At 63.3% G+C, this 20,019-nt stretch carries 12 protein-coding genes and 1 tRNA gene; 4 read left to right on the top strand and 9 right to left on the bottom strand.

All coding sequences use genetic code 11. The annotated features are described in order from the left end of the window. Window positions 1-8 precede the first annotated feature (8 nt). Window positions 9-1,031 carry a hypothetical protein gene (locus tag GOEFS_RS20890; protein WP_007319947.1) on the top strand — a complete coding sequence of 341 codons (1,023 nt, stop codon included), beginning with the start codon at window positions 9-11 and terminating at the stop codon, window positions 1,029-1,031. Window positions 1,032-1,229: 198 nt separating this feature from the next. On the opposite strand, the gene GOEFS_RS20895 is transcribed toward GOEFS_RS20890, so the two are convergent. Together GOEFS_RS20895 and GOEFS_RS20900 are read right to left on the bottom strand one after the other, a co-directional pair. Beyond that, window positions 1,230-1,832 (bottom strand): hypothetical protein, encoded by a 603-nt coding sequence (locus GOEFS_RS20895; protein ID WP_007319948.1) that lies wholly within the window; start codon window positions 1,830-1,832, stop codon window positions 1,230-1,232. Next, window positions 1,829-2,410, bottom strand: a complete 582-nt coding sequence (locus GOEFS_RS20900) for a recombinase family protein (RefSeq protein ID WP_007319949.1) — start codon at window positions 2,408-2,410, stop codon at window positions 1,829-1,831. The genes GOEFS_RS20895 and GOEFS_RS20900 overlap by 4 nt, the downstream gene beginning before the upstream one ends. Window positions 2,411-2,616: 206 nt before the next feature. Here GOEFS_RS20900 and GOEFS_RS20905 point away from each other — a divergent pair, with 206 nt between their 5' ends. Then, window positions 2,617-4,407 carry a restriction endonuclease gene (locus GOEFS_RS20905; RefSeq protein ID WP_007319950.1) on the top strand — a complete coding sequence of 597 codons (1,791 nt, stop codon included), beginning with the start codon at window positions 2,617-2,619 and terminating at the stop codon, window positions 4,405-4,407. Window positions 4,408-4,430: 23 nt separating this feature from the next. On the opposite strand, the gene GOEFS_RS20910 is transcribed toward GOEFS_RS20905, so the two are convergent. The 5 genes from GOEFS_RS20910 to GOEFS_RS20930 all read right to left on the bottom strand — a co-directional run bounded on the left by GOEFS_RS20910 (window position 4,431) and on the right by GOEFS_RS20930 (window position 8,906). Further along, entirely contained in the window at window positions 4,431-5,408 is a 978-nt protein-coding gene (locus tag GOEFS_RS20910) for a BsuBI/PstI family type II restriction endonuclease (RefSeq protein ID WP_007319951.1), read from the bottom strand. Next, complete coding sequence (locus GOEFS_RS20915) at window positions 5,405-6,850, bottom strand: Eco57I restriction-modification methylase domain-containing protein (protein ID WP_007319952.1); 1,446 nt, start codon at window positions 6,848-6,850, stop codon at window positions 5,405-5,407. The genes GOEFS_RS20910 and GOEFS_RS20915 overlap by 4 nt, the downstream gene beginning before the upstream one ends. A 348-nt stretch (window positions 6,851-7,198) precedes the next feature. Beyond that, a tRNA-Lys gene (locus GOEFS_RS20920) sits at window positions 7,199-7,271 on the bottom strand. A gap of 220 nt (window positions 7,272-7,491) precedes the next feature. Continuing rightward, window positions 7,492-8,688: a L,D-transpeptidase gene (locus GOEFS_RS20925; protein WP_007319953.1), complete on the bottom strand. Its 1,197-nt coding sequence runs from the start codon at window positions 8,686-8,688 to the stop codon at window positions 7,492-7,494. Beyond that, a complete protein-coding gene (locus GOEFS_RS20930; RefSeq protein ID WP_007319954.1) occupies window positions 8,685-8,906 on the bottom strand; it encodes a DUF3618 domain-containing protein in 222 nt (73 codons plus the stop codon). The genes GOEFS_RS20925 and GOEFS_RS20930 overlap by 4 nt, the downstream gene beginning before the upstream one ends. 175 nt (window positions 8,907-9,081) lie before the next feature. Here GOEFS_RS20930 and bcp point away from each other — a divergent pair, with 175 nt between their 5' ends. Next, window positions 9,082-9,555: a thioredoxin-dependent thiol peroxidase gene (gene bcp, locus GOEFS_RS20935; protein WP_007319955.1), complete on the top strand. Its 474-nt coding sequence runs from the start codon at window positions 9,082-9,084 to the stop codon at window positions 9,553-9,555. A gap of 16 nt (window positions 9,556-9,571) precedes the next feature. Further along, window positions 9,572-10,210 carry a TetR/AcrR family transcriptional regulator gene (locus GOEFS_RS20940; protein WP_007319956.1) on the top strand — a complete coding sequence of 213 codons (639 nt, stop codon included), beginning with the start codon at window positions 9,572-9,574 and terminating at the stop codon, window positions 10,208-10,210. Between the two features lie 4 nt (window positions 10,211-10,214). Here GOEFS_RS20940 and acpS read toward each other — a convergent pair whose 3' ends face one another. Together acpS and GOEFS_RS20950 are read right to left on the bottom strand one after the other, a co-directional pair. Further along, window positions 10,215-10,607 carry a holo-ACP synthase AcpS gene (acpS, locus tag GOEFS_RS20945; protein WP_007319957.1) on the bottom strand — a complete coding sequence of 131 codons (393 nt, stop codon included), beginning with the start codon at window positions 10,605-10,607 and terminating at the stop codon, window positions 10,215-10,217. Further along, on the bottom strand, window positions 10,604-19,954 hold the full coding sequence (locus tag GOEFS_RS20950; protein WP_007319958.1) for a type I polyketide synthase: 9,351 nt from the start codon (window positions 19,952-19,954) through the stop codon (window positions 10,604-10,606). The genes acpS and GOEFS_RS20950 overlap by 4 nt, the downstream gene beginning before the upstream one ends. Window positions 19,955-20,019: the final 65 nt, after the last annotated feature.

Below are 20,019 nucleotides of genomic sequence, written 5' to 3' on the forward strand. Positions count from 1 at the left end.
CTGCCCTGATGATCGAACGGACGGTCAATTTCGAACGCCTCCGCTACATGCGTTGCGGAACCTGCTCTCATGAGTGGGAGGTCAGCGCCGAGTGGCTCGACCGCTTCGACACGCGCGACCAGTCCTGTCCGGCGTGCGGGACCGATTGCACCAGTGAGCACCGCCCGAACTTCTGGGTCCGTCCACAGGACCCTGTTTACGACGACAGCACGGTTCGGAGCCTGTACTGGTACCACTCGTCGACGCACGCCGTCTGGCCAGGCCGGGATTTCGACCCCGCTGCGCAGCTGACTGACGTCGCCAAAGAGCGGATGGAGGAGAGCGGGCTGTCTCCTGGGACGGTCGAGCGCTGGGTGGCGGGCCAGAAGGCCAAAGCACTCCACGTCGGCACCTACGAGGCCGCCATCGAGAACATGCTCCGCAGGATGGACAGTCAGAGCGATGCGGGAAGTCAGTTCTACCTCCACCGAGTTCAGCTCCGGTCCGATTGCGTCATCGAGCCGGGAATACACGCAGAGCTACCCAGCCTCATGGGCGACGTGGAACTAAGCGCGAAGTGCGCCCCGGATGTCAACGTGTTCCGGTACGTTAACGTCCACGAGGACCCGTCCAACGTGTCGCTGGCCATCGAGATCGGCGCGGTATGGCGGGTCCAGTCGGTACCGATCCCCTTGGTCGTCAGCACTGACGACTCTGAGTTGCGCGTAGCCACAGCGCGTCTCCTTGCCGAAGCGGGGAAACACGCCGTAGAGGAGCCGCCGGAGGACGACGATGATCCACACGAACGGCTGCTGCGTCGCCACCGCAAACAGGTGACACCTCTCGCGGCCGAAGCCGGGGTGCTCCAAGACGAGGCAGCCGATCAGCTGCCGTGGCTATGGCGGGCCCGATTGAGCGTCGCGTTCGACGAGGCAAGGTTCGCCGCCGCCCCGAGCACGTTTCCCGCCAAGCTCATCGGTCTTGCGCGTCTATTCAGCGATCCGCACGCGGTCATCGATACTCTCGCCGAGCAGCCGTGGCGGCGCGTGTAGCTGCACCATGAGGAGGAGAGGCGGTGGCGGGCCGAGTTAGTCGGCCGCGTCGCCGAGCGTGTTGATCGCATGTCCCAGATCCGCGGTTCACCGGAACATCTCATCCGCCTCCACGCCGGTCAGGTCCTCGTCGTCGCGCACGGTGTCTACTTACGCGCACGGTGCCTACTTAACAGCTTCGCCGCTCGCGTTCGCTCGTTATTCGCTGCTGTTACCGGTCAACAGTTTGCGACGACTGAGCGTCTCGTAGTGCTCCTGCAGGCGGCAGAATGCATCCTCGTCCTTCAGCTCAGGGAGACGGAGGGGCTTGTGCCCGTAGTTCTTGTGGAAGTCGTTGACGGCGATCTTGATCGCATCGAGATGCCACTTCAGGAACTCAGCACGCTTCCTCGGGAGGACCCCCCGGAAGTACTTGACGCCCCACCACATAGGCCACTTGCTGCAGAAGGCCTTGACGGTGATAGCCGCATACTCGACGGCGTACAGGAGCGTGAAGTAGTCGTTGATCGCCTTCTCGCGCCTCTCCTTGGCGTACTCATCGATCGGCGCCGTTTGCTTGGACATCTGCCGGAAGAGCCGGTCGCGGGCAGCATTCGTACGCTCGCTGGTCAGCTCGCGATGGAGGTTGTTCAGCTGGACCTCCGCTTCCCGGCGCCTGCCGGCCATGCCCACGATGACGATGGTGGCAAGCCCGACCATGAGGGCGGTGAGCGGTCCGGAGAGCACCTGGGCCCACCAATACCCCGACGGTGGCTGCGGATCACTGGTCACAGCCTCAGAGGCAGCTATCATCACGCTCACGACGCCACCTTCGTACCGGCGCGCTCGACGGCGCGGTAAACCGTCGCCCGGCTGACTCCGAAGTCCTCGGCCAGCTCGCCGACGGTGTGCTCGCCGGAGTGGAACAGTTCGACGAGACGCCGTTCCTGGTTGGTCGGGAGCTTAGGCTTCTTCCCCTTGAGCCGGCCTTTCGCCTTCGCGACGGCCATGCCCTCGCGGGTACGCGCACGGATCAGGTCGGCCTCGAACTCGGCGACCATCGCCAGTGCGTTGAACAGCAACCGGCCGGTCGGGTCGTCGGGATCGTGCGGGCTCTCGCCGATGCGGAGCTTCACGCCCTTCTCGGTCAGGCCCTTCACGATGTCCCGGGCGTCGGGCACGCTGCGGGCCAGGCGGTCGAGCTTGGTGACCACCAGTTCGTCGCCAGGACGGCTCGCCGCGGCTAACGCCTCGCGCAGACCGGGCCGATCGCGGTTGGTCCCCGTGTAGCCGGGGTCCGTATATAGGTGCTGCTCGTCGACGCCGAGCTTGGTGAGGGCGTCGATCTGGGCGGTGAGGTCCTGCTCGTCGGTGGAGCAGCGCGCATAGCCGATCTTCATGACTCAATCGTACGTTAGAGGTACTCTCATTGCGACTATCACCGGACGGGTCTTACGAGACTGTGCGACCTGGGCGGCCTGCCACCGGCCGGCCGCTCGGAGAGCGTCTCACTGAACGGGGACCGGCTTGCGGACATTCCGAAGTCACGACGAAGTCACGACGTGTCGACCCGGTGGATACCTCGGCCAATGCCAGAATTGTCTGCATGACTCGGATCGAGTGGACACGACTGTCTGGCGAGGAAGTCGAGGCGGTCGTCGGAATGCTGCTGTGCTCGCGATATCCCAATGCGTGGCGAGTGCGGCCTGGCCGCGGCGACGGAGGTGTCGACATTTTCGTCCCGCAAGATCCGGGCAGGCGCCGTCGAAAGGTATTCCAAGTCAAGCGGTTCGCGGAGAACCTGACGAACAGTCCGAAGCGGAAGATCGTGAGCTCGTTCAACCGGGTCGTAACGTCGGCCGAAGCGGAGGGGTGGGATATCGACTCGTGGACGTTGGTCATGCCGTTGGACCCGACGCCGGGCAATGAGGGCTGGTTCACGACTTTCACCGAATCAGCCGGGTTCCCTTGTGAATGGATGGGTCTGAATCAGGTCGAGTACTTGGTTAGTCAGAATCCGAAGGTGATCGACTACTACCTACGCGACGGTCGAGAGCGACTACAGGAACAGCTGGACCGGCTCGCAGGAATTATCGCGGGCCGCGAAGGTCGGTCGACGGGCGAGCCGCTTGAGCCCATCGATGTGAGAAACGATCTTCTGGACATATATCAGGCTATCAACGAGTACGACCCTCACTATCGCTACGAAGTGTCGATGACGGCACAGCCCCCGGAACGTACGTCTGCACACCGTGCCGGACTGGTGGCGGTCTCCGGATACGGATCCGATTCTCACGGGTGGGTCAACGTCAGCATCTTCGTGACGTGCATGGCTGCGCTGGAAGAGCGTCCACTCACCGGCAATCTGACGATCTACGCGCCCGAAGCCGGGACCGAGTTGGCCGAGCAGTATCGGAGGTTCCTCGATTACGGCACTCCGGTGGAGCTTCCAGAGGGGCAATCGGTGGTCGATTTCCCTCTTCCAGGCGGTCTTGGTGTTAGTAGCTCAGACGGAAGGCTCCAGATCGCACCTGTCGGTGACGACGGTGAGATCGAACCGCCGGCGAAACTTGTCGTCGGGGTGCTGTCTCCTGCGGGTGAGACGATCGCGGAGGTGCAGGTAGAGAGGGTCGAGCGTACCCAAGGTCCCAACGGCGGATACCGGACGGTATGGCGAGATGCTGCGGGGATGCTGCTGTTCGAGATTCTCGTCCCCAGCGATGCGTCGGGCACTGTGAACGTGAGCTTGGTGGGAGACTACGTTGGCCGAGCACCTGACGATGTCGTTGATGCGCTGGAGTTCTGGTCACATTCGCATAGGCCGAACTCAGTCGGGTTGTCTCGTGTCTACGGGCCGAGAGAGTACTCGACAATGAGGTCCGGCGAACTGCCCCGAGAGCCCGACAGTGAGATGAAGTCGATCGCGCGAACTGCGCGAAACCTCAGTGTAATCCAGGTACATACGTCACATCGACTGCTATTGCCATCAGGAATGACCCGGGCACAGGCGCTGGAGGTACACCGCATCGCGCAGATCATGTCGGGGAACGCAGTAAGAGGTACGTGGGCAGAGTTCGACGTGGTGCTACACGCTGGTGGGAATCTCGCGCTGGAAGTTGGCGACGAGATCTCGGTAGCGGTTGTTCAAGGTCTCGAACTTGAACTCGGCGGTGTGACAGTGTCCGTGGGCAAGGAGATTGCGCTACTGGAAGGGCGGGTCGCGGTGTTGACTGACACGAAGCTGAAGGTTGAGCCGCGTACAGGTGCCGATGGCGACGTCGAGGTAGTCGAGCTCAGGTTCGACGGTTCGGAGGACGACGGTCGCGTCTTCTACAAGGCCCTGAATGACGCGCAGCAGGAGGCCAAATCAGTGAGGACCGGGGATCAGCTCACGTGAGCGTCGTTCCTAGTGCAGCACCCTCATGCGTGCGGACCGAGGAAGCGGTCGCCGTTGAAGTGAATCATGTGGGTGGGATCTGAGGCGCACCAAACCTCGGTCTCCCACGCCAGGTCGGCGAGGAACTTCCGCATCGTGGCGCGGTCCGGGAAACAGGATACGTACACGAGGCCGGCCGTCGATCCGGCAAAGAGGGCCTGGAGTTCGCCGTGGCGCTTCGCGTCGACCGGTCCGTGGGTCGACGCTGCTTCCATGAGAAAGAGCCAATTCGTATCGCGTTGGTAGACAACGAGGTCAGGCATCTGGCCATGTGTGTTGACGGTCACTCCGAGAGATGCAAGGGTGTCGACGTCGAAGTGCATCAGCTTTGCGTCGGCGTCGCCGATGTACAGCACTTCACCGCCTGGCACGAACAGCGCACAGAAGTCGTCGATCATCTGCTGGATGAGGACGTTCTGGCCACCTCCGCTCAGGGTGAGGCTCTTGCCACCTGGGAGTGTGACCGGGATTCGCGTCATCTCGCGAGCCGCCTTGTACTTCGCTAGGAGTCCGGGTGCGGTTTCAAGGTAACCGGAAACGGCCCCAGCGAACCCCTGCGTGCCATACATCCGGATCGCGGCGAGTGCTTCGGAATTGACCCGATAGTTGTTGTGGCTTGAGTTCGTGAGACGCCCGGGATCGTCGTCGTTGTAGATCACGAATCCTGCGTCCCGGAATTGGTGCAGGGTTTGGCGCCTCAATGTCTCCCGGGAATTGGGGGCGTAGACGTTTCCGTTGTTGTGCGCACGGAGGACATCTTCGTATCGACCGTTGACCCAGAGGCGGATACCGTCGACGGTCAGCATCGGGTTCTGCGCTTGCGACCAGTCTGACGTCGGCTCGATCTGAAGCAATGCGAGCAGGATGAGTGCCGACCGGGTGTTCGTACGTACTGTGTCGAATCCGAAGGCTTCCAGAATCTCCTTGGCTTGGTCGAGTTTGAGGACGCCCGAGCGTGTCATGCTGTCACCGCCATAGTCGTGAAGAGCGCTTCGACCGCTGCGTCAATGCCGCCCTGGTCGGTCGCTGCAACTTTGCCGAGTTCTCGTAGTTGCACGAGGGACGGGAACCGCATCTGCCGAAGGTCAGTTGCGTTCACCTGCGTGTGACCTGAGAAGACACGGAAGTAGCTGTCGAGCTGCGTCGAGTTGAGAAAGACTACGAGACCACGAGCCGTTTCCTCGTCGATTCCGTGGCCATCCTGATGGATGTAGTTGAGCTTGTTGTCGAACGCCACTGCGCCGGATGAGCGCCATAGCCCCGCGACGACGCGACGCCGCTCCTCTTTGGCCGAGAACCTCTTGATGAGGACGTAGGTTCCGCCGGGCACGAGCAACTTGGCGGCAGTCTCGGGGTCAGCGAGGAACCATTCGGGCTTCTTGGCTCTGACGGGATGCTGCGTCGTACCGTTGTGGAGGTGAGTGGGGTACACCATGGGTGATGCGCCCTCGACCTGCTCGTGGTGGAGGAGCTCACGCGAGCGGAAATCAACAACACGCCCGGTCGACACGGTGAGGCTCAACTCGGCGAGTGTGTGAGAGACGTTGGCGGCCATCCACGCGACCGCCTCGGCATCGCGATCGGTCGCTGGTACATGGATGAAGTCCGGGGTGACGATGTCCGTATATGCAACTGTGCGTGACGTGGGTTCGGTTCTGTGGTCGTGCGAGGTGCCGACCCTCACACGTTCGGGGGTCCGCCCGACAGTTGCCGAGACGACGATCGATTCCTGGAGCACTCCGGTGTCGCCGAATACCTTCGATCTGCTCTCGAACGTGTGAATCGCGTCGATACCGGCCGTGTCGACGAACTCACGGCGGAACGACGAGTAGTAGGTGCCATTCATCCATGAGCGTGGCGTGATCGCGACCTGCTGCCCATCTTTATCGAGCAGGCGCAACCCGAGCGCTAAGAACGCTGCGTAAATGTTCGGAACGGATATGCCCGCCGCGCGCAGCATATTCTGCGGAGCGCTCCCGGTACGGAGCTTTGCGTACGGAGGGTTCTGGATCACCAGGTCATAGCGCGTCGACGTGCTGATAGCCCAGCTCAGGAAGTCCCGAGGCACCACATCGAAAGTTGCTCCGGTGAACTCAGATACGTCCGTGAGCGTCTCCGACAGCACCGGGTGGAGGACCGGATCGTCCTCGACCGCCGTAATTCGCAACTCCAGATCCGGTCGTTCAGATTGCAGGCGCATGGCAAGTGCCGCGGTAAGAATTCCACTGCCTGCTCCGGGGTCCAAGATTCGAACGCAGCCGCCAGCCGGCACCCGGGGCAACCCGGCAAGGATGCGCGCAGCTTGGAGTGGCGTGAAGTACTGGCCACGGGCTGACTGATCTTCAGCGTTCAACCTTGCGAGCGCAGCAGTGCGGCGCGACTCCGCGCGTTCGAGCAAATCCATAGGGGTAACCCTACTGAGCGCCACCGACAATCGGCCGGGAGGACACGTCGGTAGCGCCCGGCCAACAAGGGGATGGTGCCATGTCATCCATGCCAGAGAGCTGGCACGCCGGGCCTGGTCCAGGACTTACCCGGTGAAGGTGTCCATGGCTGCGCGGCTCGACCGACAGGGCGCCGCTCAGTTGAGTTGTTACATACCGAGCAGACGACGAAGCGCCGGTGCATGACGTGAGTTCTCCACAGCACACATGAGTGTCCCTAGCCGTCACTACAGTCGCATTAGAGGGCCCATTAAAGGGTTCAGACCCCTACCAGATTTCTCCGGTAGGGGTCTGAACTGCTGTGCTTGTGCGCCATCAGGGACTTGAACCCCGAACCCGCTGATTAAGAGTCAGCTGCTCTGCCAATTGAGCTAATGGCGCATGTCATCAGCACTGTTTGTGCCTGGAAAACATTAACAGCAAGTACGCCTCAATGTGAAATCGCCTGGTCAATCACCATTGCGATCGGCCCGACCAGGGGTCATATGCCGCATCGAACACGCACTGGCGCAACATCATTCGACGCCGCGGCACCCGACGAAAACGCCCCACGTCAGTCTGCTCGGACCGACGTGGGGCATCTTCTAAGAGAGCGCTTCGCCTACGCGTTGCCCTTCTTCCATTTGGACCACGGGATATTCCAGTCGCCCAGGCCGTCGTCGCCGGGCAGTGGCGGACCGACCGTATTCTTGACCTGCACGACGTCGCCGCGCAGCGCGTTGTTCAAGAACCATTCGGCATTGGCTGGACTCACGTTGAGGCAGCCGTTACTGACGTCATCGACGCCCTGGTCGCCAAGCGACCACGGCGCGGAGTGAAGGTAGATCCCGCTGAACGACATCCGGCTCGCGCTGTAGACCACTTCCTTGTAGCCCTCGGGCGAATTGACCGGCACGCCGTAGGTCGAGGAATCCATGATGACGCTGGGTACACGCTCGGCAACCATGTAGATACCGGTATTGGTCGGCGTCGAATCCTTACCCATCGACGTCGGCATCGTCTTCACGACTTTGCCGTTGACCGCGATCTTGATCTGGTGCGTGCGATCGTCAGCGGTGGCGATCAAACTCCGACCGACTTTGAAGCTCGTCGTCAGATTGTTTTGACCGTAGGTGCCGCCCCCGAGGTCGATTCCCTTGGTACGCACATCAACTCGAACCTTGGTCCCCGGCTTGAAGAAGTGCTCGGGCCGCCAACGGACCATCGAATCGGTGATCCAGTAAAAAGCCCCCTCGACCCCTGGGTCGGTGGTGACCTTGATCGCGTTCTCCGCGTTGCGCTTGTTTTCGATCGGAGCATCGAAGTTGATCGCGACCGTCTGCCCGACACCAACCGTCTCACCGTCATCGGTGATCGACGTCGCGTTGGCGAAATTCGACGCCGAACTCGTCGTGAAACTGATCTTGCGGGCGTTCTCACCGTCGACGCCGCGTGCAGCGGCGGTCAGTGTGTACTTGGCGCCATAGTCGAGCGAGTTGGCACTCACCCAACTAGCACCGTCGGGCGACGTTTTGCCTTTAACCGGGCCGTCGGGTCCAGTTACCGTTACCCCAGCCAGATCGCCGTTGTGCGAGGTGACCGTGATCGGCGCACCCGGCATCACACCGACAGCCGAATCACGTAGCGGTTTGTTCTGCCATCCGGTCACATCGAGTTCCGGCTGCGAGACAGCGCTGAACGATCTAACCGAGTTGACGACGTCGCTGTAGGACGGGGACTTGGAGCAGGAGGCGAGCGCCGTCGCGGTCACCCCAACGAGGGTGACCGCGATGGCAGCTTTAAGACGACGAGCTGTCACTTCACCACTTTCCGCACCAGCAGAAGCAGAATGAGCGCCCCGACGCCCGCGGCCGAGTACTTCACCGCAGGATGGTTCAAGGTTACGAGCGCCTTGCTCTTTGCGTCGTCGGCGAGTCGCTGTGGATTGGCTCGCTCGGCGAGTGCATCCAGCGTGTTCGCCAGGTCTTCTCGCGCACGCGCGATGTCCTGTTCAATGCGTTCGGTGTTCCCGCCCACGGACGGCCTCCTCGTTGCAGAAGAAAGTAGGGCCGCGGTGCCGGCCCCACGAAATTGTTTCAACCACCTGATGCTACAGGCTCGACAACGTGCGCCGACGCCCACGTTTTCCACACCCTGGCGGGTCCGCACCGCTGACAACTGTTGATCGGGTACATGGTTTAGCCTAGCCACTATGGCTGCTAATCATCGGTTGAGCGTCGGCGACGCCGCTCCCCCGTTCACCCTCCCCGATGCCGAGGGAAATTCGGTCTCTTTGTCCGATTTCGCCGGCCGCAAGGTCATCATCTACTTCTATCCAGCCGCATCAACGCCCGGCTGCACCAAACAAGCCTGTGATTTTCGCGACAATCTCGGCGAATTGACCGGGGAGGGAATTGACGTCGTCGGCATCTCCCCCGACAAACCCGCCAAACTAGCCAAGTTCGTGGAGAACGAAGGACTCAACTTTCCACTGCTTTCCGACCCCGACAAAGAAGTCTTGACCGCGTGGGGCGCCTTCGGCGAGAAGATGATGTACGGCAAGACCGTAACCGGCGTGATCCGCTCGACTTTCCTCGTCGATGAGCAAGGTGTCATCAAGGCTGCGATGTACAACGTGCGGGCCACCGGTCACGTCGCGAAGCTTCGCCGCGACCTCAAGATCTAGCACCTGCCCGCTCGTCATGGTGCCCTCACCCGCCAATGCCCCCCTGGTCCCCCGTAAACGGCCAACTCAGGAACGTAGCCGGCGCAAATTCGACGCCATGCTCACCGAGGCGCGGAGTCTGCTGATCGAAGTCGGATTCGAGTCGTTGACGTGTGAGGAGATCGCCGCTCGGGCCGAAGTGCCCATCGGCACGCTCTACCAATACTTCGCCAACAAGTACGTGATCGTCTGTGAGCTTGATCGGCAAGACACCGTCTCGGTGAGTAATGAGCTCGTCGAATTCGCTTCGGTCATTCCTTCCCTCGATTGGCCCAATCTCCTGGAGAAGGCGCTCGATCACCTTGCGGCACTGTGGCATAGCGATCCGTCCCGGCGCGCCGTCTGGCTTGCGGTGCAGTCGACGCCGGCGACTCGGGCAACGGCGAGCCTCAACGAGAAGATTCTTGCCCAGCAAGTCGAACGTCTACTCGCACCACTGACTCCCGACCAGCGGCCGCGCCGCCCGATGATGTCTCAAGTGTTGGTGCATACCGCCTACTCGTTGCTGAGTTTTTCGGTGCAGGACGGCCACGAGCACGAGGCAACGGTCACCGAACTCAAGCGCATGCTGGCCGGTTATCTCCTGCTCGAGGAAACGACCGCATCCGAAGACTGACCCGCTACGCCTCTTCGATCAGCGCGACCGCCGCGGCGGTGTCCCCGTCGTGGGTCAACGAGATATGCACCGTTGTACCCGCCAAGTGCTCCGCGATCTCGCCAGTGAGTCGAATCCCCGGTCGGCCCCACGTATCGGTTACCACTTCGATGTCGCTGTGCCGGATGATCGGCAATAGCGGTGAGCGAGAGAACCTACTGACCGACCACGCTTTCACGACCGCCTCCTTCGCCGCCCATCTGGCGGCCAGGTGCCGGGCGTCGCTGCCCGTCCCGGCGGCGGCGTCGCGCCGCTCCCCGACAGTGAACCGATCACCGAATGTTGTTCCCGCCTGGCGCAATTGCTCATCGAATTCGGAGATCGACACCACATCGATCCCCAACCCCAGCACGCTCATCGGGCGGGCCGCACCTCGTAGGTGCCGTCGGCATCGAGACGGCCGTCGGCCGACAGCAACAACTCGGTCTCCTGACCGGCCTCCGACGCCGATTCGTCGAAGCGACGATTGGGCGGACGCTGGTATGCCGGACGACCGCCACACATGGCTTCCAGCATGCGCTGGCTACCGTCGCGAAGGCGTTCGGTGCGGCGCGCACGATAGGCGTCGCGCGCCGCCTCATCGAGTGATGCGACAAACGCTTCCGGATGGACCACCGCGATCAGGCCGGAAACGTGGCCGAACCCAAGGCTGGTCAGCAGTCCGGCTTTGAGTGGGAAGCGACCGGCCATTCGCAAAGTCTCTCGCGGCCAAACCAGATGGTTGAACTTCTCCATCGCGTCGTCGACGCAGTCGAGGCTTCGATTCGGCGGTATGACGCCCTCACCCAGCATCTGGCACAGGCCGATCAACTGGAAGGCGGCGGCGCCGCCCTTGGCGTGTCCGGTCAGCGACTTCTGAGATACCACGAACAGCGGTGCGCCGTCGTTGCGTCCGATCGCCGACGCCAGTTCCTCGTGCAGCTTGGCCTCGTTGGGATCGTTTGCGCGCGTTGAGGTGTCGTGCTTGCTGATCACCGCGACGTCGTCGGCGCTGACTCCCAGCGAGTTCAACGCGGTCGCCAGCGGCGAGGTCGGCCCACCACGGGCCGCGCCAAGCGCGCCGAGGCCCGGAGCCGGGATCGATGTATGCACGCCGTCACCGAAGCTCTGGGCATGCGCGACCACGCCGAGGACGGGCAGCCCCATCTGCGCCGCCACGTCTCCGCGGGCCAACAAAACCGTTCCGCCACCGTTGGATTCGACGAATCCGCCACGTCGGCGATCATTGGCTCGCGAGAACCGTCGGTCGTCGATGCCGCGCGCACTCATCTTGGCCGAATCCGCCGTCGCCGACATATCACCGAATCCCACGATGCCTTCGATACCCAGGTCGTCGAATCCACCTGCCACCGCGAACAGTGCCTTACCCAGCTTTATCTTGTCGACGCCTTCTTCCACCGACACGGCTGCGGTGGCACATGCGGCGACCGGATGAATCATCGCGCCATACGAGCCGATATATGACTGGACTACGTGTGCGGCAACGACATTCGGCAGAGCTTCCTGCAGGATGTCGTTCGCTTTCGCCTCGCCCAGCAGCGTATCCAGGTATAGCGAGCGCATCGACTGCATGCCGCCCATTCCGGTTCCCTGAGTATTGGCGACCAGACCCGGGTGGACCCAGCGCATCAACTCTTCTGGCGAGAAGCCCGATGATAGGAAGGCATCGACGGTCGCCACCAAGTTCCACAGGGCGACCCGGTCAACCGACTCGGCCATGTCCGCTGAGACACCCCATCGGGTGGGATCGAATCCGGTCGGAATCTGTCCACCGACGGTGCGGCTCAACGCGAACCGGCGCGGAACGCGAATCTCGGTGCCCGCCAGACGAGTGACTTGCCAATCGCCGGTATCCGCATTCGGAACAACCCTGGTGCGCTCGGGGTCGGCTGATGCGAATGCGCGCGCCTCTGCTTCGCTCGCTACGGCGAAGGACAGGTCCTCGTCGAGGAATACCGACGTCAACAACGGCGAACTGTTGTCGACCATCTCGCCGTCATCCGCGTAGCGGCGAATGCCGCAGCGGGCGACGACCTCATCGTGGTAGCGGTCGGCGATATCCGCTTCTGCTACCGGATCGCCGGATTCGACGTCGTACCAACCGGGCTTGGGCGTTGACTCCCAGGTGACAAGCCCGGTGTTCCAGGCCAATTCCAAAACACCTGCGGCGGAGAGCTTTTCATCGACCTCCATCTCGAAGCGCGTTCGCGCCGAGCCGTAGGGCCCCAGTTCGCCGGCACCGACGATAACCACGAGGTCTTCCGGCGACACATTAATCTCCGACCAGGAGATCGGCGCCTGCCGTGGAGCACGCGCCGGAGCCGACAACGCGTTGATACTCACCTGCTCAGCGTCGTCGGTCTGCGCGTGGTCGGTCTCAGCAACGTCCTCGGCCTCCGCCGCCGCCGCGGCAAGCGCCTTGAGATCGATCGCCGCCGGATCTAGGCCAGCTGTGAAGTCCGCCAGGATCGGCGCCGTCCGTGCCGCCTCACGCTGCGCGGGAGTACATAGTTCCAACAACTCGGCGGCCATTTCCTCGGTGGCCCAGGTCTTTACACCAGCAGCCTCCACCGCTGCGACCATGCCGTCGTTGTGGCCCATTAGCCCGGTGCCACGCACCCAGCCGATAAGTGCATGCGCCAGAGTGGTTTTGGACTGCCACGACTCCTCTGCCGACCAGCGCGTGACGAGTGCGTCTAGCGCCGCTTTGGATTCGCCATAGGCTCCGTCGCCACCGAACATGCCACGATTCGGCGACCCGGGCAGCACTACGTGTACGCGCGCATCGATGTTGTGATCGGCGTGAACATCGGCGAGTCCGGCGATCAGTCGCTCGACCGACCACAGCAGAACTTTCATCTCCAGTTCAGCGCGGCCGCCCGCGTCGGTCAGATCACCGGCCACGCGCGGCGCGGCGAACGGGAAGAGCAGTGTCGGCTTCATCGCCGGCTTGACGACTCCCGTTGTGCTGCCGAGGTTTTCGGTCTGCTCTGCGCCGATCCACTCAACCAGGTCGTCGACGTCGGTGTAGGAGGCCAGGTTGGCGGGCGCCACCCACAATGCGGCACCCTTGCGCGCATTGTTCCGGTAGAGCTCTTTGTAAAAGTCAAGACGTTCGGAGTCCAGCCGCGACGTCGTCGCGATAACCGTCGCACCACCGGCCAACAGTGCCCCGACGACCGCGGCCGCGATCGACCCCGCGCTCGCGCCGGTGACGACAGCGATGTCGTCGGACCACACTCCGGCATTGGGTTCTTCAGCCTCCTGGGCGATCGCGCCAAAGGCCCGCGCGTGCACGGCATTCCCCTGGGCAAGTGCCTTGCCTTGCCACCAGGTGGCGTGCTGAGCCACGGTACGTCCCGCACCGATAAACTTGGCGGTCAGCGCCTCGAAGTCGGTATCAACGTCGAGCTCGTCGAGTAGCCACAACCGAGCCAGATCCTCACGGGCAGAGGCCCATCGGTCGTCGATGAGGACCGCGCGACCTTCGTCGAAGGATGGTGCCACCGTACGTGCCCAGTCCGAGCCAAGCTCGGAGCTCACGCGTTCGGCGAGCACCGCCGCCTCGTCGTCGACCTCTCCCAGGTCAGCGGACTCCTCGTCGACCAACCCGAGTTTGCTCAGTACCGTGTAGGCGGCCGACGCGAGCACACCGGAGCGCCCGGTGATGTTTTCGGTGAATTCGGATAGCGCAGCGGCATCTACAGTTGCGCCGCCACCGGTTCCGCCCGCACTCGGTAGCGAAACCGAAACTCCTTGTGCGGCACCAACGCTGGATACCGCGCGATCGATCAGCGCGTCGAGCGCTTCGACATTGCTCACCGGGCCGTCGAGCAGGTTGCCCAAGTCTCCGCCGCGAACGCTGGCGCCTTCACGCGTTCCCAGCGCGAGAGCGACCAACGTCTGCAAACCCCAACCTGATTCGAGCTGCCAGACGTTCGTCACGCGGTCGGTGATATACGACGGCCGCTTGCCAACTGGACCGAGCACCTTACGCATCTGGTCGCCGACCGCATCGGTGAGCACCGCGCCCAACGGGCGATAGCCACGCGCCAGCGTCTCCACGGTCGATGCGAGTGCGGCCATATCCGCTTCTGCCGCGCCGTCGATGGCGCCCAGGTTCAACTCCGCCCCGACGTCGAGTAGCAGTTGGTTCCGACGCGACGATACGCCGTCGCACAGTGCCTCGATGGTGTCGACGGCACCGATTTGATCGGTGCGCATCTTGGTCCACAACGCGATGACCGCGGTGACCGCATCGGACGGGCCGAACCGCAGATCATCCGGACGTGGTCCAGCGGCGGCCGCGGGAACCGCCGCCGGGACAGCTGCGGCCGGCGCAGCCTCGGTCTTGGGCTCTTCGGCCGCCTCTGATACCGAATCCGCTTCTGGCTCAACACCTTCATCCTGGGCCAGAACCGCAGCACTATCCCGCTCGACGTTGAGCACCTCGGTCACCGCATTGGCGAATCCGTCGAGTTTGAGCGTGTTGGTGGCCAACCCGGACAGCGTCGGGGCGCTCTTGACGCCGATCTCGACGAACCGCTGTATCGCCAGGCCACCTCGCTCGGGTTCGGAGAACAACAGATCCTGGGTCTCGATCCAGCGAACCGGTGACGCGAACTGCCATGCCAGCAACTCGATCAACACCACACGGGTTAGCTCGGACGGACGCGCTGCCCAGTACTCGAAGTCGGCGAGCACCGCGGCCAAGGGCTCCGAAGGCACCAATTCCGCTATCTCGGTGACGAATTCACGACTGAGATTGAATAGACGCGGCACCAGGTTCGGGATATACCGACCGATCAGGATATTCGGATCGAGGTCCGCGGGCAACAATTCCTCCAGCCGTTCACGGAAAGCCGGGACGCCGTCGCGCAGCACCGTGGAATGGAATGGAACGTCGATGCCAGGCACCAGAATGAAGGCCCGCTTGCCGCCGAATTCCGCGCGACGACGGTCAATGTCGGCTTCCAGGTGCTCCAAGCCCCGTACCGTGCCCGCGATCGCGTACTGCGAACCGCGGAGGTTGAGATTCACGACCTCGAGGAATTCGCCGGCATCGGCGCCGACCTGTGTCACGTAGTCGGCGACATGGTCGTCAGCCAGTCCGAATTGGCTGGGTCGAATGGCTGCCATTCGATAGTTACTGCGGCCCAAGTCATCCCGGGGAACAAGATGATGCATGGCCGAACCGCGCTGGAACACGACCTCGAGTACGGCCTCGAGCGGCAACACACCGGCGCAGGCAGCTAGTGCGTTGTATTCGCCGACCGAATGACCGCAGGTGATCGCGTTCTCAACGAATCCGCCAGATTCTTTCAGTTCGGCTACCTGCGCGACACCCAACGTCGCCATCGCGACCTGGGTGAACTGCGTCAGATACAGCACACCGTCGGGATGTTGGTAGGTTACGCCATCGGCGACCAAGGTGGTCGGGTTGTCACGAACGACCGCCAGGATCGAAAACCCAAGGGCCGCACGGGTATGCGCGTCAGCACGATCCCAAATCTCGCGGGCGGCCTTCGATCGTGAGCGTGCGTCCAGACCCATTCCGGCGGACTGTATTCCCTGACCAGGGAAAGCGTAGACGGTGCGCGGCGCTTCAAGTAGCGCCGTCGCGGCCATCACAAGGTTGTCATCGACCTTCGCGGTCACCTCGACGACCTCGCGTCCGGCATCGAGGCCAACCCGGTCGACTCGGATGGCGATCTGATCGCCGGTACGAACCATCCCCAAGAAGCGCGCGGTCCAGCCGCGGATCGGACGGGGCGCGGGGATCGGATTGCGCGCATCGGTCGCGGTAAGTACCTGCTGCGCAGCCGCTGAAAGCCACATACCGTGCACGATGGGAACACCGAGACCAGCCAGCTTCGCCGCATTGGCATCGGTATGAATTGGGTTGTGATCACCCGAGACGAACGCGAATCCATTCATCTGATGGGGCGCGGTGATCGTGGTCGCGCGGAGCAGTTTGCGCTGCGCCGACCGCTCGTCGTCGCTAGCACCACCGGCGCGCGAGGGGTCGACCAGCTCAGCTTCACCGAGACGACCACGGATGGCAAAGCGTTCCACGAACGACGCGACGACGGCATCGAACTCGACGTCGGTTACGCGGACCTCCACCTCGACAACCCGTCCAACGTTAGCGTCGACAACCGAGATCGCAGCGGCGTCGACCCGCAAATCCGTTGCTACCGCAGGAATTTCACCTACCAGGTGAACCACGTGATCGAGGTGGACCAGATCGAGAAGCCCTTCGACGACCGGTACACCGTCATCAGTCCGCGCAGCGCCGATAACGCTGAAAACACTGGGCCAGCAGGCACCGACCAACGTGTCGGGCACGGCGAAACCCAGCTCCTGGGCAGTAGTCGTGGCGCGCAGGTTCGTCGGCAAGGTGTAGCCGGTAACCGCGGCGTGATCGGCGACGCTATCCGGGTCCCAGGCCACGACCGTCTGCGCACTAACTCGGTTGTCGTCGGCGATCGTCGGCGCGAGCTCGCCGCCGGCCGCGACCCGCAGAATGTCGAGCATCGCGACGCTGGCGTCGTCGAGCCCGACAATCGGACTGCCGCCGTCGAGCACCGACGCCGGGACCTGGAGCGGGATCCGCACGGACGATCTCGCGATTGGTACGACTAGTTCGAAAGCTGTTGTAGCGGAGTCTGTTTCATCGACCCCAGCCAAGACAGCGCCGGTCCCGGCATGCTCGGCACGTTGCGGATCGACGATATTCCATTGGTCGCGGTCGCCAAGCAGCGCGATCGGACTGCGCACCATGCGACCGGCCCAGCGCACGTCGTCGGCGGCCAGCAACGCGGAAATGGCTCCGGCACCGGCCAATTCGCCGCGACGTCGCGAGTCAATCTCGATCGGCTGCTCACCAGCGGCGGCGAGATCTGCTGCCACCTGCGCCTCGAAACGGTTGAGCAAATCACCAACCGGCTCGTCGACGCGCGTGATACCCGCAACCGCCACCGGCCCGGGAATGATGCACACGGCGTCGGCACCGTAGCGGGGATCATGGGCCTGCCACAGCGAATCACTACGCCACCAACGACGTACGTCCTTATCGATGACCGGAACAAAGTTCACCGGCTTGCCGGGGGTCTTGCAGAGTTCGATGAAGAACGCGACGTCGGCAGGATGTAAGAGGTCGACCTCAACCGCGGGGTACACGCTGATCAACGCATCGATGGCGGCATACGGATCGTCGGTGGCCTCGGCTGCGGCAAACATCGTCGGAATCTCGCCGGTATCAGCATCATTCATCCGCGCCTCGGTACGCTGACACATCTCAATGAAGCGGCGCTGCCACGTGATATCAGCCCACGGCAATTGCTCGCCCGAGCCCAATCCCCCGTCGCTTCGCTCGCCCGAGCCCCAACCCCCCTCGCTTCGCTCGCCCGAGCCCCAACCCCCGTCGCTTCGCTCGCCCGAGCCGCCGACGGCGAGCGCCGCATAGCGCTCCAGCCATTCGCGGTAGGTCATCTGCGCGACGTCACCGAAATAGGGTTTCGCGGTCTTCGCCATCGCGCCGATGATCTCGGCACGTCGGTCGGCGACCAGATCGGCGTCGCCGGCGACCTCATCGAGCAACCGGCCGCAGCGCGACGCGGTGTTGTCGATCTCGTGAATATCGGCACCGAGCTGACTGCGCCCCGATGCGATACCGGCATGTGCGTGGCCGGCACCGATCCATTCGTCGCAGCCGGCGGTTTCCACCAGCAATTGCTTGACGTCGGGCGACGTGGTGGCTTCCAAGGTCGCCATGGCGGCCGTTCCGATCAGCACTCCGTCGAGCGGCATCGTCGGATACTGATGCCGGTGCGCCCAGGTGCCGAGCAAGTAGTCGCTGGCGCGGTCCGGGGTTCCGATGCCGCCGCCCACGCAGACTACGACGTTGGGCCGGGCGCGCAGTTCACCGTAGGTGGCCAGCAGCAGGTCGTCGAGGTCTTCCCAGGAATGATGACCGCCGGCGCGGCCGCCTTCGATATGCACGATGATCGGGTGGTGCGGAACTTCAGCCGCTATCCGGATCACGTCGCGGATCTGACTGACGGTGCCCGGTTTGAAGGCCACATACCGTAGACCGGCCTCGGCGAGTTCGTCGACGAGTGCAACGGCATCGTCGAGTTCGGGGATACCGGCGGTCACAATCACACCGTCGAGGGGCGCGCCCTGGGCGCGAGCCTTCTGCACGATCCGATTGCCGCCGAGCTGCAACTTCCACAGGTAAGGGTCGAGGAACAGCGAGTTGAACTGCGCCTGGCGACCGGGCTCAAGCAACTCGGTCAGCTTCGCGACATTCTGCGCGAAAATCTCCTCGGTGACCTGACCACCACCGGCAAGCTCGGCCCAGTGACCGGCGTTGGCCGCGGCTGCGACGATCGCGGGATCGACAGTGGTCGGGGTCATACCGGCCAGCAACACGGGCGAACGCCCGGTGAGACGGGTGAACGAGGTGTCGACCACGGTGCGGCCATCGGGCAAGGTCACCAACTGCGGCGCGTACTGGGTCCACGGACGCGGAACCTCGGGGACTCCGCCGGGGCTGAACAGATTGCGTTGGCCGACGCGCAGAGCAGTCGCGACCAGACCGACACCTGCCCCGCGAACCAGCGGTACCGACAACCGGGTCACGACGTCGGATGGGCCGAAGTCGAGGATCCATTTGGCACCGTCGGCGATCACGTCGTCGATAGTGGACACCCAGTCGACACGATCGATGAACACGGCCGCGGCGTGCCGACGCGCCCACTGCGGGTCGAGGCCGCAGTCCGCGGCCCAGCTCGCCACCAGGTCTACGGCGTCGGCCATTCCCGGATGGTGGAAGGCGATGGATATATCGAGCATGTCGAAGTCGGGTGCGAACGGACTGCCACCGGCGACCTTGCGTTTACGCTCGTCAGCCTCAGCCGCGGCCAGGCGTTCGCATTCGTCGCGCAGCGCGGCGAGATGCCGGGGCGCACCGGCGACGACAACGGAACGTCGGCCATTGCGTATCGCGACGACAGGCAGGGTGTGGTCGTCGCCTTTTCTCGACGCCGAATACTCCGCCAGAATCGAGCCGATCCGAGCCGGCGTGACATTGGAGATCGACAGCATCGGCGATCCGTCGGCCGTCACGGCCAGGCCGCGGCGCGCTGCGACGATTGATCCCGCCGCACCGATCAAGTGCGCGAGGGCAAGCAGGGCGCCTTCGCCAGCGGGTGTCTGATCCTGCTCGGCCGACAGGGCGTCGACCGAAAGCGCGCCCTGCGAATGGCCGACAACGCTCGACGGCGGGTAGGCCACGGTGTCCAGGCCCTGCTTGCGTAGCGCGGCGATCGCGGCGATCTGGGTGAGCACGATGCCCGGCACGGACAAAGCCGCACTCGTGAGAGTGCTCTCGGTCGGCGTAGCCTCGCCGGCGTCGAGGGCGTGTACCCAGGTCATCGGCGTAAATCCGTCGGGGCGGGCGATCAGCAGTTGACCGGCTACCGGGTCGAGAAGTCGAGTGGCGGCGTCGATGACGCGGCCAAGGCTCCGCTCGAGCTCAGCGTCGATGACCAGTTCCGCGAGCGTGGGCAACCAGTTGACGCCCTGTCCTCCGAAGCTAACCGCGTAGGGCTCACCGGCGGCGATCCGGTCGATCAGTGACGACGGACGGTCTGCATGGGAGGAGCGGGATGCATCGGTTCGAAACTGATCAACTGTCACGGGTACTCCTAGCGGGCAGGTTGAACACCGAGATGCTCACCTACGGTTTGGGGATCGTAGCGACG

The organism is Gordonia effusa NBRC 100432, from assembly GCF_000241305.1.
Lineage (GTDB): Bacteria > Actinomycetota > Actinomycetes > Mycobacteriales > Mycobacteriaceae > Gordonia > Gordonia effusa.

Excerpts from the sequence above, each read along its gene's own strand:
- GOEFS_RS20910 (WP_007319951.1), bottom strand. The coding sequence starts at position 5,408 with ATGACACGCTCGGGCGTCCTCAAACTCGACCAAGCCAAGGAGATTCTG.
- acpS (WP_007319957.1), bottom strand. The coding sequence starts at position 10,607 with ATGAGCGTGCTGGGGTTGGGGATCGATGTGGTGTCGATCTCCGAATTC.
- GOEFS_RS20940 (WP_007319956.1), top strand. The coding sequence starts at position 9,572 with ATGGTGCCCTCACCCGCCAATGCCCCCCTGGTCCCCCGTAAACGGCCA.
- bcp (WP_007319955.1), top strand. The coding sequence starts at position 9,082 with ATGGCTGCTAATCATCGGTTGAGCGTCGGCGACGCCGCTCCCCCGTTC.
- GOEFS_RS20890 (WP_007319947.1), top strand. The coding sequence starts at position 9 with ATGATCGAACGGACGGTCAATTTCGAACGCCTCCGCTACATGCGTTGC.
- GOEFS_RS20915 (WP_007319952.1), bottom strand. The coding sequence starts at position 6,850 with ATGGATTTGCTCGAACGCGCGGAGTCGCGCCGCACTGCTGCGCTCGCA.
- GOEFS_RS20905 (WP_007319950.1), top strand. The coding sequence starts at position 2,617 with ATGACTCGGATCGAGTGGACACGACTGTCTGGCGAGGAAGTCGAGGCG.
- GOEFS_RS20900 (WP_007319949.1), bottom strand. The coding sequence starts at position 2,410 with ATGAAGATCGGCTATGCGCGCTGCTCCACCGACGAGCAGGACCTCACC.